At 67.6% G+C, this 18788-nt stretch carries 16 protein-coding genes and 4 tRNA genes; 6 read left to right on the top strand and 14 right to left on the bottom strand.

The genetic code is table 11. The annotated features are described in order from the left end of the window. The 6 genes from IAE41_RS18345 to IAE41_RS18320 all read right to left on the bottom strand — a co-directional run. On the bottom strand, positions 1-351 hold a 351-nt coding region (locus IAE41_RS18345), incomplete at its 3' end, for a GTP-binding protein (RefSeq protein WP_170919640.1). A 39-nt stretch (positions 352-390) separates the two neighbouring features. Continuing rightward, a tRNA-Thr gene (locus IAE41_RS18340) sits at positions 391-466 on the bottom strand. A 48-nt stretch (positions 467-514) separates the two neighbouring features. After that, positions 515-588: transfer RNA gene (locus tag IAE41_RS18335), tRNA-Gly, on the bottom strand. Between the two features lie 26 nt (positions 589-614). Next, a tRNA-Tyr gene (locus IAE41_RS18330) sits at positions 615-700 on the bottom strand. Between the two features lie 137 nt (positions 701-837). After that, positions 838-1854, bottom strand: coding sequence for an isoaspartyl peptidase/L-asparaginase (locus IAE41_RS18325; protein ID WP_200734087.1), 1017 nt, complete (start codon positions 1852-1854; stop codon positions 838-840). 35 nt (positions 1855-1889) lie between these two features. Beyond that, the gene (locus IAE41_RS18320; RefSeq protein WP_234458749.1) at positions 1890-2870 is read right to left on the bottom strand and encodes a cyanophycinase; all 981 of its coding nucleotides are present in this window, start codon (positions 2868-2870) and stop codon (positions 1890-1892) included. Positions 2871-3086: 216 nt separating this feature from the next. On the opposite strand from IAE41_RS18320, the gene IAE41_RS18315 reads away from it, so the two are divergent. Further along, positions 3087-5825 carry a TonB-dependent receptor gene (locus tag IAE41_RS18315; protein ID WP_200734085.1) on the top strand — a complete coding sequence of 913 codons (2739 nt, stop codon included), beginning with the start codon at positions 3087-3089 and terminating at the stop codon, positions 5823-5825. A gap of 535 nt (positions 5826-6360) precedes the next feature. Here the strand turns inward: IAE41_RS18315 and ychF are convergent. From ychF to IAE41_RS18275, 8 genes are all read right to left on the bottom strand, one after another. Next, positions 6361-7452, bottom strand: a complete 1092-nt coding sequence (ychF, locus tag IAE41_RS18310; protein ID WP_079220741.1) for a redox-regulated ATPase YchF — start codon at positions 7450-7452, stop codon at positions 6361-6363. A 129-nt stretch (positions 7453-7581) separates the two neighbouring features. After that, entirely contained in the window at positions 7582-8160 is a 579-nt protein-coding gene (pth, locus tag IAE41_RS18305) for an aminoacyl-tRNA hydrolase (protein WP_079220740.1), read from the bottom strand. Positions 8161-8208: 48 nt separating this feature from the next. Beyond that, positions 8209-8826 (bottom strand): 50S ribosomal protein L25/general stress protein Ctc, encoded by a 618-nt coding sequence (locus tag IAE41_RS18300; RefSeq protein ID WP_200734084.1) that lies wholly within the window; start codon positions 8824-8826, stop codon positions 8209-8211. A 110-nt stretch (positions 8827-8936) separates the two neighbouring features. After that, on the bottom strand, positions 8937-9896 hold the full coding sequence (locus IAE41_RS18295) for a ribose-phosphate diphosphokinase (RefSeq protein ID WP_025879147.1): 960 nt from the start codon (positions 9894-9896) through the stop codon (positions 8937-8939). Between the two features lie 137 nt (positions 9897-10033). Beyond that, positions 10034-10110, bottom strand: a tRNA-Gln gene (locus IAE41_RS18290). 11 nt (positions 10111-10121) lie between these two features. Then, positions 10122-10991, bottom strand: coding sequence for a 4-(cytidine 5'-diphospho)-2-C-methyl-D-erythritol kinase (ispE, locus tag IAE41_RS18285; RefSeq protein ID WP_200734083.1), 870 nt, complete (start codon positions 10989-10991; stop codon positions 10122-10124). Beyond that, positions 10988-11644: a lipoprotein insertase outer membrane protein LolB gene (gene lolB / locus IAE41_RS18280; protein ID WP_200734082.1), complete on the bottom strand. Its 657-nt coding sequence runs from the start codon at positions 11642-11644 to the stop codon at positions 10988-10990. Before lolB ends, ispE begins: the two co-directional genes overlap by 4 nt. After that, positions 11641-13326, bottom strand: coding sequence for a tetratricopeptide repeat protein (locus IAE41_RS18275; protein ID WP_174208668.1), 1686 nt, complete (start codon positions 13324-13326; stop codon positions 11641-11643). Before IAE41_RS18275 ends, lolB begins: the two co-directional genes overlap by 4 nt. 63 nt (positions 13327-13389) lie before the next feature. Between IAE41_RS18275 and hemA the strand changes: the two genes are divergently transcribed. The 5 genes from hemA (at position 13390) to ppk2 (ending at position 18663) form a co-directional block, all read left to right on the top strand. Next, positions 13390-14673, top strand: a complete 1284-nt coding sequence (gene hemA, locus IAE41_RS18270) for a glutamyl-tRNA reductase (RefSeq protein WP_108746014.1) — start codon at positions 13390-13392, stop codon at positions 14671-14673. After that, positions 14651-15733: a peptide chain release factor 1 gene (gene prfA, locus IAE41_RS18265; protein ID WP_108758849.1), complete on the top strand. Its 1083-nt coding sequence runs from the start codon at positions 14651-14653 to the stop codon at positions 15731-15733. The genes hemA and prfA overlap by 23 nt, the downstream gene beginning before the upstream one ends. Before the next feature lie 4 nt (positions 15734-15737). Further along, complete coding sequence (locus IAE41_RS18260) at positions 15738-17438, top strand: tetratricopeptide repeat protein (protein WP_200734081.1); 1701 nt, start codon at positions 15738-15740, stop codon at positions 17436-17438. Then, the gene (locus IAE41_RS18255; RefSeq protein WP_200734080.1) at positions 17435-17797 is read left to right on the top strand and encodes a hypothetical protein; all 363 of its coding nucleotides are present in this window, start codon (positions 17435-17437) and stop codon (positions 17795-17797) included. The genes IAE41_RS18260 and IAE41_RS18255 overlap by 4 nt, the downstream gene beginning before the upstream one ends. A gap of 83 nt (positions 17798-17880) precedes the next feature. Then, positions 17881-18663, top strand: coding sequence for a polyphosphate kinase 2 (ppk2, locus tag IAE41_RS18250; RefSeq protein WP_200734079.1), 783 nt, complete (start codon positions 17881-17883; stop codon positions 18661-18663). Positions 18664-18788: the final 125 nt, after the last annotated feature.

The following is an 18788-nucleotide window of genomic DNA, read 5'->3' as shown; positions in this document are numbered from 1 at the left end:
GCGGGTCTGCGGCATCGGGCCGTCAGCGGCCGAGCACACCAGGATCGCGCCATCCATCTGGGCGGCACCGGTGATCATGTTCTTGACGTAGTCAGCGTGGCCCGGGCAATCGACGTGGGCGTAGTGACGGGTGGTGGATTCGTATTCGACGTGCGCGGTCGAGATCGTGATACCACGAGCCTTCTCTTCCGGAGCGGCGTCAATGGCCGAGTAGTCCTTGAACTCGCCGCCGAAACGCTCGGCACCGATCTTGGTCAGTGCGGCGGTCAGCGTGGTCTTGCCGTGGTCGACGTGACCGATGGTGCCGACGTTGACGTGCGGCTTGGTGCGCTCGAACTTACCCTTGGCCATGGCTGCTTATCTCGAATTCGTCTGGTGTGGTGCTTAAGATGGTGCTCACAAAAGGAATCGAACCTTCGACCTCTTCCTTACCAAGGAAGTGCTCTACCGACTGAGCTATGTGAGCGAGTTTTGCATTATGGCATGAACTCGATAATATTCAAAGTTCATTCAATGGAGCGGGAGACGGGAATCGAACCCGCACCATCAGCTTGGAAGGCTGAGGTTCTACCATTGAACTACTCCCGCACCGGGAATGTGCCACAACGTGAATCTGGTGGAGGGAGGTGGATTCGAACCACCGAAGGCGTAAGCCAGCAGATTTACAGTCTGCCCCCGTTGGCCGCTTGGGTATCCCTCCTTACCACCCCATCCCGTTGCCGCCGAAGCGTTGCGGTGTGTGGTGGTGAGCCGCTTATTCTGCTGATGGGACGGGGGGCTGTCAACGCTTTTTTCCATCTTTTTCACACGTTGTCGCAAACCCATTGATACGCAACGTTATTGCCCTGGCAGCACCAGGGTCTCGTTGGCGAAAATTGCGACATGAGGCACTCCGTCGGCGCCGATCCAGCCCCGATACATGCCCTGCGTGTTGAACGGCGTGGCTGCTTTTCCGTCTGCGGACAGCACGATCGCCCCACCGTCGCCCCCCATCTTCGGGATGGTGTCGTTGATGACGCCCTTGCCAGCCTGCTCCGGCGTCTGCCCCTGGTAGCGCATGCGCGCGCAGATCTCGTGCGCGGCCGCAGTGCGGATGTAGTACTCGCCCCAACCAGTGCCCGACACCGCGCAACGCGCATCAGCCCAGGTGCCGGCACCGATGATCGGCGAATCACCTACGCGCCCGTAGCGCTTGTTGGTCATGCCGCCGGTGGACGTGCCGGCCGCAAGATGGCCCTGCGCATCCAGTGCGACCGCACCGACGGTACCGAAGTGCTTTGCCGTCTCCAGATCGGCATGGGCCTGGCCGCTGGCCTCTTCCTTCAGTGCGCGCTGCAGCTGCTGCCAGCGCTTGTCGGTGCGGAAATACGAGGGATCGACCAGGCTGACACCCTGCTCCACCGCGAATGCCTCGGCGCCCTGCCCGACCATCATCACGTGCGGCGATTTCTGCATGACCCGCTGCGCCAGCTGGATCGGGTTGCGTACGCGCTGCACGCCGGCCACCGCGCCGGCCGCCTGGGTGGCGCCATCCATCAGCGCGGCATCCAGTTCGTTGCGGCCGTCATGGGTGAATACCGCACCCTTGCCGGCATTGAAGGTCGGATCGTCCTCGAGCACGGTGATCGCCGCAGTGACCGCCGCCAGCGCCGGACGACCCGCCGCCAGTTCCGCATGCCCCTTCAACAGCGCCGCCTTCAACGCCGCGCGCGCAGCCTTCTCTTCGGCCGGCGACAGATCCTTGCGCTCGACCCCCGCCCCGCCATGGATGACCAGCAGCGGTGAAGTGGACGGCGCTGCCTGCGCGAGCAGGGGCAGGGACAGCAGGGCGGACAGCGCCAGGCGCAGTTTCATCAGGTACGTCTCCAGGAAGGTTCAGGGAATGGGCACTACCGGCGGATGACTTCGATCTGGCCGTCGGTGATGTCGGCCAAGGCCTGGTAGTCGACGTCGGCCTGGAAGTCATCCAGGCGCAGGCGGCCACCACTGGCGACCACGGTTACCGGCACCGCGTGGAACTGCAGCGGCTCGCCCTCCACCAGGCGGTCGGCGTCGCGGCCGGGACTGACCACCCAGACCTTGCCTTCGCCATCGGCGCTGTAGACCTGGGCTTGGCCGTCGGGCTCCACGCACAGGGCCGTGTCCTCGTCCACACCGATGCCGACCATGTCCGGATCACCACTCTCGCGGGCGGCGCGGGCAACGAACACGATCAGGCGGCCGAGGCGGTCGCGCTTGTCGAAGTGGGTGTCGGTGACCACGCGCTGCAGGTAGGGCATGTGCAGGAAGCCGCTGTCGAGGGTCACCGCGCTGCCCATCGGGTCGGCCAGCGCGCCGGCCGAGGTGATGCTGCCGCCGTCCAGCGCGCCATAGGCATAGCCGCCGAGGATCGCCAGGCCGGCACTGGTGCCGGCAATCGGCTTGCCGGCCCGCACGTGCGCATTGAGGGCACGATTGAGCGCCGTGCCCTTCCAGAAGCGGATGTAGCGCGACTGGTCGCCGCCGGCGATGAAGATGGCATCGGCGGCGGCCACCACGCGCAGCACCGCCGGATCGTCGGCACCGCGGCGGTTGTCGAACACCAGGGTCTGCACGGCGGTGGTACCGCCGATGTCGCGGTACAGGCGCTCCTGCAGTTCGTCGCGGCCCGATGCGCGCAGGATCAGCACGCGGCCGTTGCCGGCCTGGCGCAGCCACCACTGGAAGGCTTCGGGTACCCACTCACCGCCCCCCATCAGCATCATCGCCGGCGCGCGCGGGCCGGGCCGGGGTGCATCCAGGTCGCCAATCTCGTAATAATCGAAGCCGGGGGACTGCAGGTCGCGGGGGTCCTGCGCTGATGCCAGAGGGGCCATCAGGGCCAGCACCATCCCCAGCAAGAGGCTTGAGCAGATGCGGCGGACAAGGGCGCTCATGGTTGATCTCCCTGAACAGAATCGGCTTGCAATCGTTTTCACTCTTTGCCAGATGAAAGACCTGTAGTCAAGAGCGTAAAAAAGGCGTTAAATGCGCGCGCCCATTCCGGATTGTGAATGGGGGACAGGGCCCCTCCTCTGCGGGCCGGCTTCATTCCCGAGATATTTCTCATGCGTAGACAGGCGATGGCGTGGTCGATCCAGCTGGCGTTGATGGGTGTTGCTGCCTCGGCAGCGGCCCAGAGCCCCGGTTCCTCTTCGGTGCAGCAACTCGATGCGGTCCAGGTGACCGGTTCGCGCATCCCGCGCGCGCAGGTGGAAGGCCCGGCACCGATCACGGTGATCAATGCCGAGGAGATCCGCTCCAGCGGCTTCACCACGGTGCCTGACGTGCTGCGTGCGATGACCCAGAACGGCGGCGAGACCCAGAGCCAGCAGTCCTCCAGCGGCGCCGACTTCTCGCCGGGCGCACAGCAGGTCGACCTGCGCGGGCTGGGCCCGAACCACACCCTGGTGCTGGTCAACGGCCGCCGCATCGCCGATTTCCCGATGCCCTTCCAGGGCCGCAGCAACTTCACCGACGTGTCCAACATCCCGCTGGGCATGATCGACCGCATCGAAGTGCTGACCGGCAGCGCGTCGGCCATCTACGGCTCGGATGCGATCGCCGGCGTGGTCAACTTCATCCTGAAGAAGAAGGCCGACGGCACCACGGTCGACGTGCGCATGGGCACCACCAGCGAAGGCGGCGGCGAGTCGTTCGACATGAGCCTGTCCAGCGGCTTCAGCAAGGGCAACTTCAATGCGGTCTACAGCGTGGAGCTGCAGTCGCAGACGCCGCTGTGGGCCTATGAGCGCGACATCCAGGATTCGACCCAGGACGGGCCGACCGAAGGCTCGCGCATCGCGCGCCGCGCCTACCTGCGTACCGACTACAACGATGATTACCTGGACCCGGGCGCGGCCACCTGCGAAGCGCTGGCCGGGCAGAACCAGGGCAGCACCTACCATGCCTTCCGCCCGCGCTATGGCTACTACTGCGGCAGTGATGCGTCGATCGGCTACGGCACCATCCTCAGCAAGCGCCGCGGTGCCAACGGCTACGCCTCGCTGAGCTATGACTTCGACAACGGCCAGCAGTGGTTTGCCGACGTGCAGATGGGCTACCACACGCTGGCGCTGATGCGCGACGTCACCTCGTGGGGACGCATGGCGGCCGACGGCGATGAGTCGGGCTACTTCAACAACGAGGCCACCGGCGAGATCGAATTCTGGCAGCGCCAGTTCTCGCCCGAGGAAATGGGTGGCCTGCGCAACGCCATGGTGCGCAGCACGCAGAAGACCTTCAGCGTGACCACCGGCTTCAAGGGCAACCTGGCGGGCAACTGGGACTACGAAGCGGCGCTGAGCCATTCGCAGTACCAGTCGCGGATCAGCTGGCCGCAGATCATTGCCGCCAAGGCCAACGACCTGTTCCTGGGCCCGCAGCTGGGCGAGGACGATGATGGCTTCCCGATCTACAACGCCGACCCCTCGCGCCTGTACCGGCCGCTGACCCGCGCCGAGTACGAGTCGATCGCCGCGCGCACGACCTACACACCGAAGTCGCGCACCGAGACGGCCGCCCTCACCCTGACCAACGGCTCGCTGTTCGCGCTGCCTGGCGGCGACGCCGGTTTCGCCGCGACGGTGGAAGTGGGCCAGCAGGCCTATGCACTGAATCCCGACCCGCTGGCGACCGAGTACTACTACTACAGCTGGAAGGATTCGGACGGCAAGGGTTCGCGCAACCGCTGGGCGACCGCCGCCGAGCTGCGCCTGCCGCTGCACGACACGCTGAGCCTGAGCGTGGCTGGCCGCTACGACCAGTACCGCTATTCGGGCCACACCATCGGCAAGGCGACCTGGAGCGGCGGCCTGGAATGGCGCCCCGTGGACAGCCTGCTGGTGCGCGGTTCCTACGGCACCGCCTTCCGCGCGCCGGACCTGCACTACGTGTTCGCCGGCCCGGGCAACGACGAGACCACGGCAGAAGATCTGTACAGCTGCCGTGCCGACGACGCCGATGACTGCTCCGACTACGAGCGCAACGTGATCCGCAGCCGCAGCGGCAACCGCGAACTCGACCCGGAGACCAGCACCTCGTGGAGCGCAGGCTTCGTCTGGTCGCCGGCTGCCGGCCTGGACCTGTCGGTGGACTGGTTCGACATCGACATGCGCAAGCAGGTGCAGGACATGGACGTGCGCACGATCCTGGCCAGCGAAGCGAACTGCCGCCTGGGCGACGCCGACATCACCTCGCCCACCTGCGTGGACGCGCTGGCGCGGGTGACCCGCACTGCCGACGGCCGCCTGTACGGCGTGTACGTGAACCCGATCAACGTGGCACGCGAGTCGACCTCGGGCATCGACGTGGGCCTGCGTTACCGCCTGCAGACCGGCGCTGGCGACTTCATCTTCAATGGCACCCATACGTGGGTGAAGAAGCATGATTTCCAGCGCTACCCGGGTGACCCCATCGAAGACCAGTTCGCGGTGAACAGCGGCTTCGACATCCCGCGCACCAAGACCAGCGTCAGCGTGACCTGGGAGAAGGACGCGTGGTCGGCCACCGTGTACGGCTCGCGCCTGGGCAAGCTGCCGAACTCGGACAGCTACGACCAGGTGTTCGACGAGGACAGCGGCGACAGCCCGTACATCAAGGCCACCTACCGCTACAACGCCTCGGTGCAGTACCGCTTCGACGACCACTCGCGCCTGTCGCTGTCAGTGGTCAACGTGTTCAACAAGATGCCGCCGAAGGACGCCACGTATACGGCCTACCCGTACTACGACGTGTCCTGGTTCGACAGCGTGGGCCGCACGATCAACCTGCAGTACACCCACAAGTTCGGCGGCAGCGCGCTGTAAGCGCGGTTTCGCAGGAAGTGGACGACGAGGCCCGCCATTGGCGGGCCTTGTTGTTTATGCACACCGCACGTGGAAAGCGATGGGAACTTGGTGTGGACAAGTGGCCGCGAGCATTGCACCACAGGCGTTTCCAGGCGTGGTGATTTTTTGTCCACGTCCCCGGTTGTTTTCCACACGGCACGTGGAAAGCGATGGGAACTTGATGTGGACAAGTGGGTGCGAGCGTTATGCCGCAGGCGTTTCCCAGCGTGGTGAAATTTTATCCACGCCGCGCGGGCCAGCTTCTGTAGAGCCGAGCCCATGCTCGGCTCCTGCTGCCATCAGCCGAGCATGGGCTCGGCTCTACAGTGGCAGGCTGGGTTTTCCACACCCCGCGTGGAAAGCGGTGGGGGTTTGGTGTGGACAAGTGCGTGCGAGCCTTGCACCGCAGGCGTTCCGAAGCGTGGTCATTTTTTGTCCAGCGCAGAAACCGATGCCGGAAACGCGAACGCCCCGCTCGAGGCGGGGCGTCCGGGGTCGATCCGTTGGCGCTGGATCAGACGTTGAAGCGGAAGTGCAGCACGTCGCCTTCCTGCACGCGGTATTCCTTGCCTTCCAGGCGCAGGCGACCGGCTTCCTTGGCACCTGCTTCGCCCTTGTACTTGATGAAGTCGTCATACGCGATGGTTTCGGCGCGGATGAAGCCCTTCTCGAAGTCGGTGTGGATGACCGCGGCGGCCTGCGGGGCGGTGGCGCCCTTGCGCACGGTCCACGCGCGGACTTCCTTCACGCCAGCGGTAAAGTAGGTCTGCAGGCCCAGCAGGCTGTAGGCCGCATTGATCACGCGGTTCAGGCCCGGCTCGCTCAGGCCCAGGTCGGCCAGGAAGGTGTCGCGGTCTTCGTCGTCAAGCTGGGACAGCTCTTCTTCGATCGCGGCCGACACCGGCACCACCTGCGCGCCTTCGGCGGCGGCGTGGGCGCGCACGGCGTCCAGGTGCGGGTTGTTCTCGAAGCCGTCTTCCAGCACGTTGGCGATGTACATCACCGGCTTCAGGGTCAGCAGGAACAGGTCACGGACCAGCGCCTTTTCTTCCTCGTCCAGGCCAACCGAACGACCGGACTTGCCGTCGGCCAGGGCAGCCTGCAGCTTGGCCAGCACCGGCTTGCGCGCGGCCGCTTCCTTGTCGCCACCCTTGGCGGCGCGCTCGGCGCGGTTCAGGGCCTTCTCGACGCTGTCCAGGTCGGCCAGGGCCAGCTCGGTATCGATGGTTTCGATGTCCGAGATCGGGTCGACCTTGTTGTTGACGTGGATGACGTCGGCGTTCTCGAAGCAGCGCACCACGTGGGTGATCGCATCGACTTCGCGGATGTGCGCCAGGAACTTGTTGCCCAGGCCTTCGCCGCTGGCAGCACCGGCCACCAGGCCGGCGATGTCGACGAACTCCACCGCGGTCGGGATGACCTTCTGCGGGTTGATGATCGCCGCCAGCTCACCCAGGCGCGGGTCCGGCACCGGCACGATGCCGACGTTCGGTTCGATGGTGCAGAACGGGAAGTTCGCCGCGGCGATGCCCGCCTTGGTCAGCGCGTTGAACAGGGTCGACTTGCCGACGTTGGGCAGGCCGACGATGCCGCATTTGATACCCATGGTGACAGCTCTCTGGGGTGAAAGTGATTGGGGAAACAGCGGCGTGGCCGCCGTTTTTCCAATCATTCTCCGTACCGACCATCGGTCGGTACCTACCGGCCTGGCCGACCAACGGTCGGTACCTACCGGTTATTTCGGGGTGTGCAGCCGCTTCATTGCTTCGTTGAAATCGCCCTGTACCGCCAGCGGCAGCACGTCGATGGCATCGTCGATGGCGCGTGCGATGAGCACGTCATCGTCCTTGGAGGGACGACCGAGCACCCACCCCACCACGCGGTCCTTGTGACCGGGATGGCCGATGCCCACGCGCAGGCGGTGGAACTTGCCGTGGCCGAGCAGGCGCATGGTGTCGCGCAGGCCGTTCTGGCCGCCATGGCCACCGTCGAACTTCAGCCGTACCGCACCGGGCGGCAGGTCCAGTTCGTCGTGTGCCAGCAGCGTTTCCTCCGGCTCGATCTTCCAGAACCGCTGCGCGGCGGTGACCGACTTGCCGCTGAGGTTCATGAAGGTGGCCGGCTTCAGCAGCCAGACCGTCTGCCCGGCGATCTCGACCTTGGCGGTCTCGCCGAACAGCTTGCTGTCCACGTTCCAGCGTGCACCGGCTTTTTCAGCCAGGGCCTCAACGAAATGAAACCCGGCATTGTGCCGGGTCCGGGCGTGTTCCGATCCGGGGTTGCCCAGACCGACAATCAGTCGCAGTCCTGCCATGGTTCCTTCCAGAACGGTGCCTGCCCGGAGGCAGGCACCGCCACTGTATTACTCGGCAGCCGGAGCTTCAGCGTCGGCAGCGTCTTCCTTGCCGTGCTTGGCGGTGACGATGGCGTCGTCGTGGTCCTTGCCCAGCGCCAGGGCCGGGATTTCCACGCCCTTCGGCAGCTTGATGTTGGACAGGTACACCACGTCGCCAGCGGCGAGGTCGGCCAGGTCGACTTCGATCGACTCCGGCAGGTCCTTCGGCAGGCAGCTGATGGTCACTTCCTTCAGTTCGTGGGTGACCACGACGTCGGCAGCCTTGCCAGCCGGCGAGGTGTCTTCGTTGACGAAGTGCAGCGGGACCGAAGCAGTCAGGGCTTCGTTCTCGTTCACGCGCTGGAAGTCCAGGTGCATGATCAGCTGCTTGTACGGGTGGCGCTGCATGTCACGCAGCAGGACCTTCTGCACCTGGCCGTCCAGGTTCAGGTCCAGGATCGAGGCATAGAACCACTCGTTCTGCTGGGCCAGCCAGATTTCGTTGTGGTCCAGGCTGATGGCGACCGGCTCGGCGTTGCCGCCGTACACGATGGCCGGGATCACACCAGCGTGACGCAGGCGGCGGCTCGCACCCTTACGCTGCAGTTCACGCTTGGTGACCTTGATTTCATGGGTCTTCGACATTTTCGACTACTCAGGTTGTTGCCGCGCCTTGCGGCGTGGCGGTTGAAGATGCTTCCGCGACCAGAAGCATCCGGGGTATGCCCCCACCGTTGCCGGCGGGGGCGAAAAACTCAATCGACGTACAGCGAGCTGACCGACTCGCCGAAGGCGATGCGGCGCATCGTTTCGGCCAGCATTTCCGCCACGCTCAGCTGGCGGATCTTGCTGCACACCCGCGCCGCGTCCTTCAGCGGGATGGTGTCGGTCACCACCAGCTCGTCGAGCTGGGAATTGGTGATGTTGTCCACTGCCGGGCCCGACAGCACCGCGTGGGTGCAGTAGGCGGCGACCTTGAGCGCACCGCGCGCCTTGAGGGCAGCGGCAGCGGCGCACAGGGTGCCGGCGGTATCGACAATGTCATCGACCATGACGCAGGTCTTGCCTTCGACGTCACCGATGATGTTCATCACGGTGGAGACGTTGGCGCGCGGGCGGCGCTTGTCGATGATCGCCAGGTCGGCGTCATCCAGGCGCTTGGCCACCGCACGGGCGCGGACCACGCCGCCCACGTCCGGCGAGACGACGATCAGGTTCTCGGTGCCGTAGGCGCGCCAGATGTCGGCCAGCAGCAGCGGGGACGCATACACGTTGTCCACCGGGATATCGAAGAAGCCCTGGATCTGGTCGGCGTGCAGGTCGACGGTCAGCACGCGATCAGCGCCAGCGGTGCTGAACATCTTGGCCGCCAGCTTGGCGGTGATCGGCACGCGCGAGGAACGCATGCGGCGATCCTGTCGCGAGTAGCCGAAGTACGGCACCACGGCGGTCACGCTGGCCACCGATGCGCGCTTGAGCGCGTCGATCAGCACCAGCAGTTCCATCAGGTTCTCCGCGCTCGGCGCCGAGGTCGGCTGGATCACGAAGACGTCCTGCTTGCGGACGTTCTCTTCGATCTCGACCTGCACTTCACCGTCGGAGAAGTGCGAGACCAGCGCCTTGCCCGGACGGACTCCCAGTTCCTTGCAGATGTTCTGCGCCAGACGTTTGTTGGCGTTGCCGGAAAAGACCAGCAGGTTCGGGGACTCTTGCATCATGATTGTCTCGGGCGGGGACGAGTGGCGGGGATCCGGTAGCGGCAAGGACCGCTGCGGCCCCTGCTGCTTACAACACCGCGACTGTTTCCACGTCCCGCGCAGTGATGCGCTGGATGGCGCGGACGCAGCCGCATTGGCAGGGGCGGGAGGATTCGAACCTCCGAATGCCAGGATCAAAACCTGGTGCCTTGGGCCTCTTGGCGACGCCCCTGCATTGATGAATCAGTGTTGCTCGAGTGCATCCAGCAGTGGCGAACGTGCAACGCCCGCGGCCACCCTTGCCCGCAACTCCTTCGGCAATTCCGCTCGCCCCTGCTCTGCGGCAGCCTGCGAATCGAACTCGACGAAACAACCACTTCCGGACCCGGTCAAACGCGCCTGGCCTATGCTGCTCAACGCGGCAAGCACCGCCTCTACGGCAGGCTCGCGACGGCGCAGCACCGGCTCGAACACGTTTCCGACCAGAGCGCCGGAAGCGAAGTCGCCTATTTTCGCCTTTGGGCAGTCGCGCGTCAAATCCGGGTCAGCGAACAGGGCCGGGGTCGGCACATGAACGCCCGGCTCGACGATGACGTACCAGGCCGGCGCCAGCGTGACCGGCTGCAGCCGCTCGCCCACGCCCTCGGCCCAGGCGTTGTGGCCGCGCACGAAGACCGGCACATCGGCGCCCAGGCGCAGGCCCAGCGCCGCCAGCGCGTCCTCGTCCAGGCCGGCCTGCCAGAGCCGGTTCAGGACTACCAGCACGGTGGCAGCGTCGGACGAGCCCCCACCGAAGCCCCCACCGGCCGGAACGCGTTTTTCAACGATGATGTCAGCACCTTGGCCGACATTGGCAATGCTTTTAAGAAGCACAGCCGCACGCACAGCGAGGTCGTCGGCTTCGGCAACGCCAGCCAGGCCGTCGCCCTGCCGCCGCACCTGGCCGTCGGCGCGCAGGCGCAGGCCGATCCGGTCGCCCCAGTCCAGCAGGCGGAACACGGTCTGCAGCTCGTGGTAGCCATCGGCGCGACGGCCGGTGATGTGCAGGAACAGGTTCAGCTTGGCCGGGGCCGGCCACCAGGACCAGCCATCGGCGTCAATCTGCGCGGTCATGGCGCGTCAGCGCCCCACTGGTCGACCAGCAGGCGCACCTTGGCGTCCTCGCGGCTGGCCTCGATCCGCCGCGGCAGCGCCGGGCTTCCTTCCTGGGCCGGGTACCAGTCCAGGTACTGGATCAGCCAGCCGGCCTGCTGCATGCGCCGCGGGCGGCCCTCGGCATCCCGCTCCACGCTGCTTTCGCCGGACCCGCGCAGCACCAGGCCACGGGTCCAGTCGGACAGTTCATTGACCGGGATATCCCAGCCGGTGGCATCGAGCAGCAGCTGGCGCGCGTCATCGCCGGCGCGCGGGCCATCGCCCAGCCCGTCCAGGCGCGCCCCGCCCTGCACCGAATCCCCCTGCAGGGTCCAGCTCTGGCGGGTGACCGGCGCACTCAGCTGGATGCGGTACTCGCTGCCCTGCTGGACCCAGTCGATGCGGCCGCTGCCCCCGTTCTTTCCTTTGCTGACCGCGACGCGGCCCTGGAAGCTGTAATCGGGCTGGGCGCGCAGGGCCTGCACGCGGGCTTCCTCGGCGCGCTCGGCGGCCGGCGACACGGTGTAGACCACGTCCGGGGCCGGCGTCTTCTGCGTGCCCACGCTGGTACAGGCGCTCACCGCCAGGGTCACGGCCACCAGCAGCAGCGGCCGGATCATGGAAACACTCATGGATTGAATTTCTCGCGGGCGCGCAGCAGCGCGCGGTTTTCAGGGTCGAGCTTGGCCGCCTCCTCGAAGAAGTGGCGGGCCTCGTCGTGCTTGCCGAGCACCCACAGCACCTCGCCCACGTGGGCGGCGATCTCCGGGTCGCGGGACAGGGTCCAGGCCCGGCGCAGCTGCACCAGGGCTTCCTCGTTGCGGCCCAGGCGATACAGCACCCAGCCGTAGCTGTCGACGATGGCCGGGTTGTCCGGCTCGGCCACCCGCGCGCGGTCAATCAGTTCCAGGGCTTCCTGGTAGCGCTTGGTGCGGTCGGCCAGGGTGTAGCCCAGGGCGTTCAGCGCCGGCACGTTCTCCGGGTCGGTCACCAGCACCTTGCGCAGGTCGGCCTCGGCGCGGGCGATGTCGTCCCGGCGTTCCCAGGCCAGTGCACGGGCGTACAGCAGGGCGTTCTCGTCCGGGTAGGCAGCCAGGCCCCGGGCCAGCGCATCCAGTTCGCCGGGCAGGTCATTGGCACGCTGGCGCAGCTCGGCTTCCAGCAGGTAGGCGTCGCGGCGCACGTCGTCATCCACGCTGGCATCGGACTGGATGGCGTGCACCTCGTCCAGCGCCAGCGACTGGCGGCCGGCCAGGCCCTGCGCATTGGCCGCGCGCAGGCGCGCCTCGCTCAGTTCGTCGCCGCCGGGAACGCTGTGGTACCAGTTGACCGCCTCGGGGTAGCGCTTGAGGTACTCGGCAATCTTGCCCAGCAGCAGGCGCTGCGCCGGATCAGGCTTGGCGGCCTGGCGCGACAGCTCGTTGTAGAGGCCCGACAGCGCCGCGGTGTCACCCTGCTTGGCCAGCAGCGAGGCACGCATGCCCCAGGTCTGCACGTTCTGCGGGCCCACGGCCAGCACCCGCTCGGCGGCGGCCGGCTGGCCCAGGCTGTCATAGGCGATGGCCACGGCGTTGCGCAGCTCGGGGTCCTGCCGGGTCTTCGGCTCAACCCCCTGCAACAGGGCCAGCGCCTGCGCGGTCTGCCCGGCCTGCTGCAGCTGGCTGGCGCGCAGCAGGGCCACCCGCGGCTCGTCCGGGAAGCGCTTGACCACTTCGTCGATCATGCGCCGGGCCAGCTCGGGCTTTTCCATGCGCAGGGCCAGCCGGCCGAATTCCTGCCAGGCCTCGATCTTCGGCGGAATGGCGTTGGCATCGACCAGTTCGCCCAGCACCTGCGCCGGCACGGCCGGGTCGCGGCCACCGCCGATCAGGGCGGCCAGCGCGAACTTCCAGGCCGTTTCGTCAGGGTCGGCCAGCAGCGCCTGCAGTTCGGTCCGCGCGGCCTTCACGTTGCCCTGGCGCATCGCCAGTGCACCGGCGGCGCTGCGCATGGACAGCGAGCTGGGGGCGCGCTTCTCCCACAGGGCCAGGCCCTTGGCGGCGCTGGCGTCATCGTTGGCCAGCATGGAGATGCGGGTGGCCCGTTCGGCCAACCCGGCATCGCCGGCGGTCTGCTCGGCCGCCTGCAGGTACCAGTGCGCGGCATCGGCCAGCTTGCCGGCCTGCAGGGCGAATTCACCGGCCATCACCGGTTCCAGGGCCAGTTCTTCGCTGGCCGGGACCCGCGCAGGGGCCTTGGCCGGCGCCGCCGCCAGCACCTGGCTGCAGGCCAGGGACAGCAGCAGAACACTGGGGATGCGAATCAATGCGGGCATCGTCGGCATCGGGGCCTTAAAATGTCGTCCAATGGCCAGCAGCTTATCGCAAGCAACTGAACAATGACCCTGTGGGTGCTCGGACTGAATCACCAGACCGCACCGGTGGAGCTGCGCGAACGCGCGGCCTTCGCCGGTGACGCGCTGCCGCGCGCGCTCGGTTCGCTGCGCGATACCCCGCAGATCGCCGAGGCGGTCCTGCTTTCCACCTGCAACCGCACCGAGCTGTACGCGGTGGCCGATTCGCCGCAGGCGCTGGACCAGTGGCTGCACAGCCAGGCCGGCGACCTGCAGGGCTACCTGTACAAGCATGCCGATGCCGATGCGGTGCGCCACCTGTTCCGGGTCGCCACCGGGCTCGATTCAATGGTGCTGGGCGAGCCGCAGATCCTGGGCCAGGTGAAGGACGCCTGGTCCACCGCGCGCGATCACGGCCTGCTCGGCCAGCGCCTGGACCGGCTGTTCCAGCAGACCTTCTCGGTGGCCAAGCGCGCACGCACCGATACCCAGGTGGGCGCCAACCCGGTGTCGGTCGCCTCTGCGGCCGTGCGCCTGGCGCAGAACGCGTTCGCCCGTCTGGATGATTCGACGGTGCTGCTGGTCGGTGCCGGCGAGACCATCGAGCTGGCTGCACGGCACCTGAGCGAAGGCAAGGTGCGCCGCCTGCTGATCGCCAACCGCACCCTGGCCCATGCGCAGGAACTGGCCACCCGCCATGGCGGCGTCGCCCTGCCGCTGACCGAACTGGAACGCCACCTGGCCGAGGCCGACGTGGTGTTCTCGGCCACTGCCGCACGCGAGCCGGTCATCCACCGCGAAATGGTGGCCAAGGCCCTGCGCGCGCGCCGGCACAAGCCGATGCTGCTGTTCGACCTGGCCGTGCCGCGCGACATCGAGGCCGAGGTCGGCACGCTCAACGATGCGTTCCTGTACACCGTGGACGACCTTGAGCGCGCGGTGGAAGACAACCGCCGCGGCCGCCGCGAGGCTGCCGCCGAGGCCGAAGCGATCATCGACCTGCAAGTGTCGCGTTTCGTCGAAACCCTGCAGGCCAGCGCCCACCAGGCCCCGCTGCGGCAGCTGCGCGCCTTCGGCGAGGCCACCCGCGCCGAACTGCTGGAACGTGCGCGGCAGCAGCTGGCCAATGGCAAGCCGGCCGACGAAGTGCTGGAACTGCTGGCCCATGGCCTGACCAACCGCCTGCTGCACCCGCCGACCGCCGCCCTGCGCGCGGCCGCGCTCAGTGGCGATGCCGACCTGACCCGCGCCGCCGAGCGCCTGTTCCCGGCCACGCCGGGCTACCGCCACCCACCCGTGAGACCCGATGACGCCGACCCTGCGCCGTAAGCTGGAAGCGCTGGCCGAGCGCCGCGAAGAACTGGAACGCCTGCTCGCCGAACCCGACGTGGTCGCCGACAACACCCGTTTCCGCGATCTTTCGCGCGAATTCGCCCAACTTGAACCGGTCGCTACCGCACTGGCCGACGAAGCCCGCGCCAAGGCCGACCTGGCCGCCGCCGAAGGCATGCGTGCCGACCCTGACCTGCGCGAACTGGCCGACGAGGAAATCGCCGCTGCCCAGGCCCGGCTGCAGGAACTGGAAGAGGAACTGGCCCTGCTGCTGGTGCCGCGCGACCCGCGCGACGAGGGCAACCTGTTCCTGGAAGTGCGCGCCGGCACCGGCGGCGACGAAGCCGCGATCTTCGCCGGCGACCTGTTCCGCATGTACGCCCGCTATGCCGAGCGCCAGGGCTGGAAGGTGGAGATCGAATCGGACAACCCCGGCGAACATGGCGGCTACAAGGAAGTGGTGGCACGCGTGGTCGGCCGCGGCGCGTTCTCGCGCCTGAAGTTCGAATCGGGCACGCACCGCGTGCAGCGCGTGCCGGCCACCGAATCGCAGGGCCGCATCCACACCTCGGCCGCTACCGTGGCGATCATTCCCGAGGCCGACGAGGTGGATGACATCGTCATCAATCCGGCCGACCTGCGGGTGGACACCTTCCGTTCGTCCGGCGCCGGCGGCCAGCACGTCAACAAGACCGAATCGGCCATCCGCATCACCCACGTGCCGACCGGCGTGGTGGTGGAATGCCAGACCGAGCGCAGCCAGCACGCCAACCGCGACAAGGCGATGAAGCGCCTGAAGGCGCAGCTGCTGGATGCCGAGCGCCAGCGCCAGGACGCGGCGCAGGCCGAATCGCGGCGCCTGCAGGTGGGCAGCGGCGACCGCAGCCAGCGCATCCGCACCTACAACTTCCCGCAGGGACGGATCACCGACCACCGCGTGGAAGGCCTGACCCTGTACGACCTGCCCAACATCCTGTCCGGCGACCTCGACGCCCTGCTGCAGCGCCTGAGCCACGAGCATCAGGTGGATGCGCTGGCGCAGCTGTCGGCGGGCTGAGCCGATGTCGGCCTGGCAGCAACGGCAGCAACTGCAGCAGGCGCTGGCACGCCAGCCCGGTGACTTCATCGCCTGGGTGATGCTGGCCGACCTGGAACTGGAAGCCGGCGACATCGGCGCCGGCGAACGCGCCGCGCGCCGCGCCCTGCAGCTGCGGCCGAACCATCCCGAGGCACTGGCCCGGCTGGGCCGGGTGGCCTGGATGGCCGGTGCCCACGCCGACGCGGCGACGCTGCTCGGCCAGGCCTCCGCGCTGGCACCGGAGCATCCGGGCATCGCCCTGTGGCTGGGCCATGCACTGGAAGATGCCGACGACGCCGAGGGCGCAGCGGCCGCCTACCGCCGCGCACACGCGCTGCTGCCGGGCGAACCGTATATCGCCGCGCAGCGCCTCGCCTGGCAGCGCCGCCTGTGTGACTGGCAGGACGTCGACGCGCTGGCCACACAGGTACGCGCCGCGGTTGCCAGCGGCCAGGGCGTGGTCGAGCCCTTCGCTTTCCTCAGCGAGGATGCCAGCGCCGCCGAGCAGCTGGCCTGCGCGCGTGCGCGTGCCGCAGCGGTGGCCGCCGCCGTGCGCCCGCTGCCGGCCGTGCCCGTGCGTGCACGTGGCCCGCTGCGCATCGGCTTCCTCTCCAATGGGTTCGGCGCGCACCCCACCGGCCTGCTGACCGTGGCACTGCTGGAACACCTGCAGGCGGACCCGGCGCTGCAGCTGCACCTGTTCGCGCTGAACCGCAATGACGGCAGCCGCATCCGCCAGCGCCTGCAGTCCGCGGTGCGGCTGCACGAGGTGGCCGGCCAGCGCCATGCCGAGACCGCTGCGCAGATCCGTGCGCAGGGCATCGACGTACTGTTCGACCTGCGTGGCTGGGGCGGTGGCGGCACGCCGGAAGTGCTGGCCATGCGCCCTGCCCCGCTGCAGTTGAACTGGCTGGCCTACCCCGGCACGTCCGGCGCGCCATGGCTGGATGCGGTGGTCGGCGATGCGTTTGCCCTGCCGCCGGCGCTGGAACCGCACTACAGCGAGCGCGTGCTGCGCCTGCCGCGCGCGTTCCAGCCGTCGGACAACACGCGCGTGCTGCAGCCGGCGCCGACCCGGGCCGAGTGCGGCCTGCCCGAGCCGGGCGTGGTGTTCTGCTGCTTCAACAACAGCTACAAGTTGAACCCGCGCAGCGCCGGCCGTGCCTTCGCGGTGCTGCAGGCGGTGCCCGGCAGCGTGCTGTGGCTGCTGTCCGGCCCGGGCCAGGCCGATGCGCGCCTGCGTGCGGCCGCGCAGGCCGCCGGCGTGGATCCGGCACGGCTGGTGTTCATGGCGAAGCTGCCCCACCCGCAGTACCTGGCCCGCTACGCGCTGGCCGACCTGTTCCTGGACACGCATCCGTACAACGCCCACACCACCGCGTCGGATGCGCTGTGGGCCGGCTGCCCGGTACTGACCTGCCCCGGCGACACCTTCGCCGCACGCGTGGCCGGCAGCCTCAACCATCATCTCGGCCTGGCGCACATGAACGTGGCCGATGATGCCGCCTTCATCGCCACCGCCAGCGCACTGGGCAACGACCCGGCCGCGCTGGCCGCACTGCGCGCCGAGCTGGCGCAGGCACGCGGGCGCAGCGGCGTGTTCGACATGGACGGCTTCGCCACCGATCTGTCCGCGTTGCTGCAGCAGCTGGCGGGCGAGCAGGGCTGGCTGGGCGCACAGTGAACGACCGCACCGCCTTCGACCAGGTACTGCCCCTGCTGCAGGCCGCTCAACGCGAAACCATCGACGGGCTGCGACACAGCCCGGGCACGCCTGCCCTGCTGGAGCGCAAGCGGCAGCTGGATCGTGCGATGGCCTGCCTGCAGCTGTGCGCACAGCACGCGATCGACGGGCGCGCACAGGTGACGGTGCTGCCATGGGCAGGCGATGCGTTCGGCAGTTTTGGAGTGTTTGAACTGGACGAGGAAGGCCAGCCGGCCAATGGCCAGGTCATGCAGCTGGACGATGCACGGCTGGAACTGCTGCCCGGCGATCTGCTGGTACAGGGGACCGGCCGGCTGCCTGAGGAACCGGCGGAGTAAGGCCGGACGCCGGTCATCCCTCGTCGACACGCTCTGGGCGACCGCTGCGCTACGCTCGGGCTTCCTTCCAGCGTGGTGCAACGATGGGCAAGCTCAAGCGCAAGGAGTACGACGAACTGCTGCAGCCGCTGCAGCTGGAACTGACCGCGATGGCGCGCTGGGTGCAGCACAGCGGGCAACGCCTGCTGGTGCTGTTCGAGGGCCGCGATACCGCCGGCAAAGGCGGCGCGATCCAGGCGATCAGCCAACACCTCAACCCGCGCCAATGCCGGGTGGTGGCGCTGCCGAAGCCGACCGACCGTGAATCGACGCAGTGGTATTTCCAGCGCTACGCCAGCCACCTGCCGGCGGCGGGCGAGATCGTGCTGATGGACCGCAGCTGGTACAACCGCGCTGGCGTGGAACGGGTGATGGGCTACTGCAGCGAGGCCGAATACCAGCAGTTCCTTCACCAGGCGCCGGTGTTCGAGCAGTTGCTGGTGGACGACGGCATCCTGCTGTTCAAGTACTGGCTGTGCGTGGACCAGGCGCAGCAGGAAAAGCGTTTCGCCGAACGCCACAGCGATCCGCTGAAGGGTTGGAAACTGTCGCCGGTGGACCTGAAATCACGCAGCAAGTACAGCGCCTACACCGAGGCACGCGAGGCGATGCTGCGGGCAACGCATCGCGACGCGGCGCCATGGACGCTGGTGGATTTCAACGACCAGCGGCTGGGGCGGTTGTCGCTGGTGCGCAACCTGCTTGACCGGTTGCCGGATACGCGGGTGGATGAACCGGTGCTGGATCTGCCGAAGTTGAAAGGCAAGCTGCATGTGGAGCACTACGACGTGCTGCGGCCGATCGAGGATTTCCCGGTGCAGGATTAAGGGTGGTTCGGCAGGGCTGCGCCCTGCACCTGCCGAAGCCAAGGCAACGTCAACGTCAACGTCAAAAGCGGGCGATCCGTGGGTTGGCGGGGCGGTGTCGGATTGCGGGGACGCCGCAAGTACGT

It is taken from the genome of Stenotrophomonas sp. S39 (assembly GCF_016624665.1).
In the GTDB taxonomy this organism is placed as follows: Bacteria; Pseudomonadota; Gammaproteobacteria; order Xanthomonadales; family Xanthomonadaceae; genus Stenotrophomonas.
Note: the sequence above shows the minus strand (reverse complement) of the source record. Positions and strands in the feature narration are given on the sequence as shown.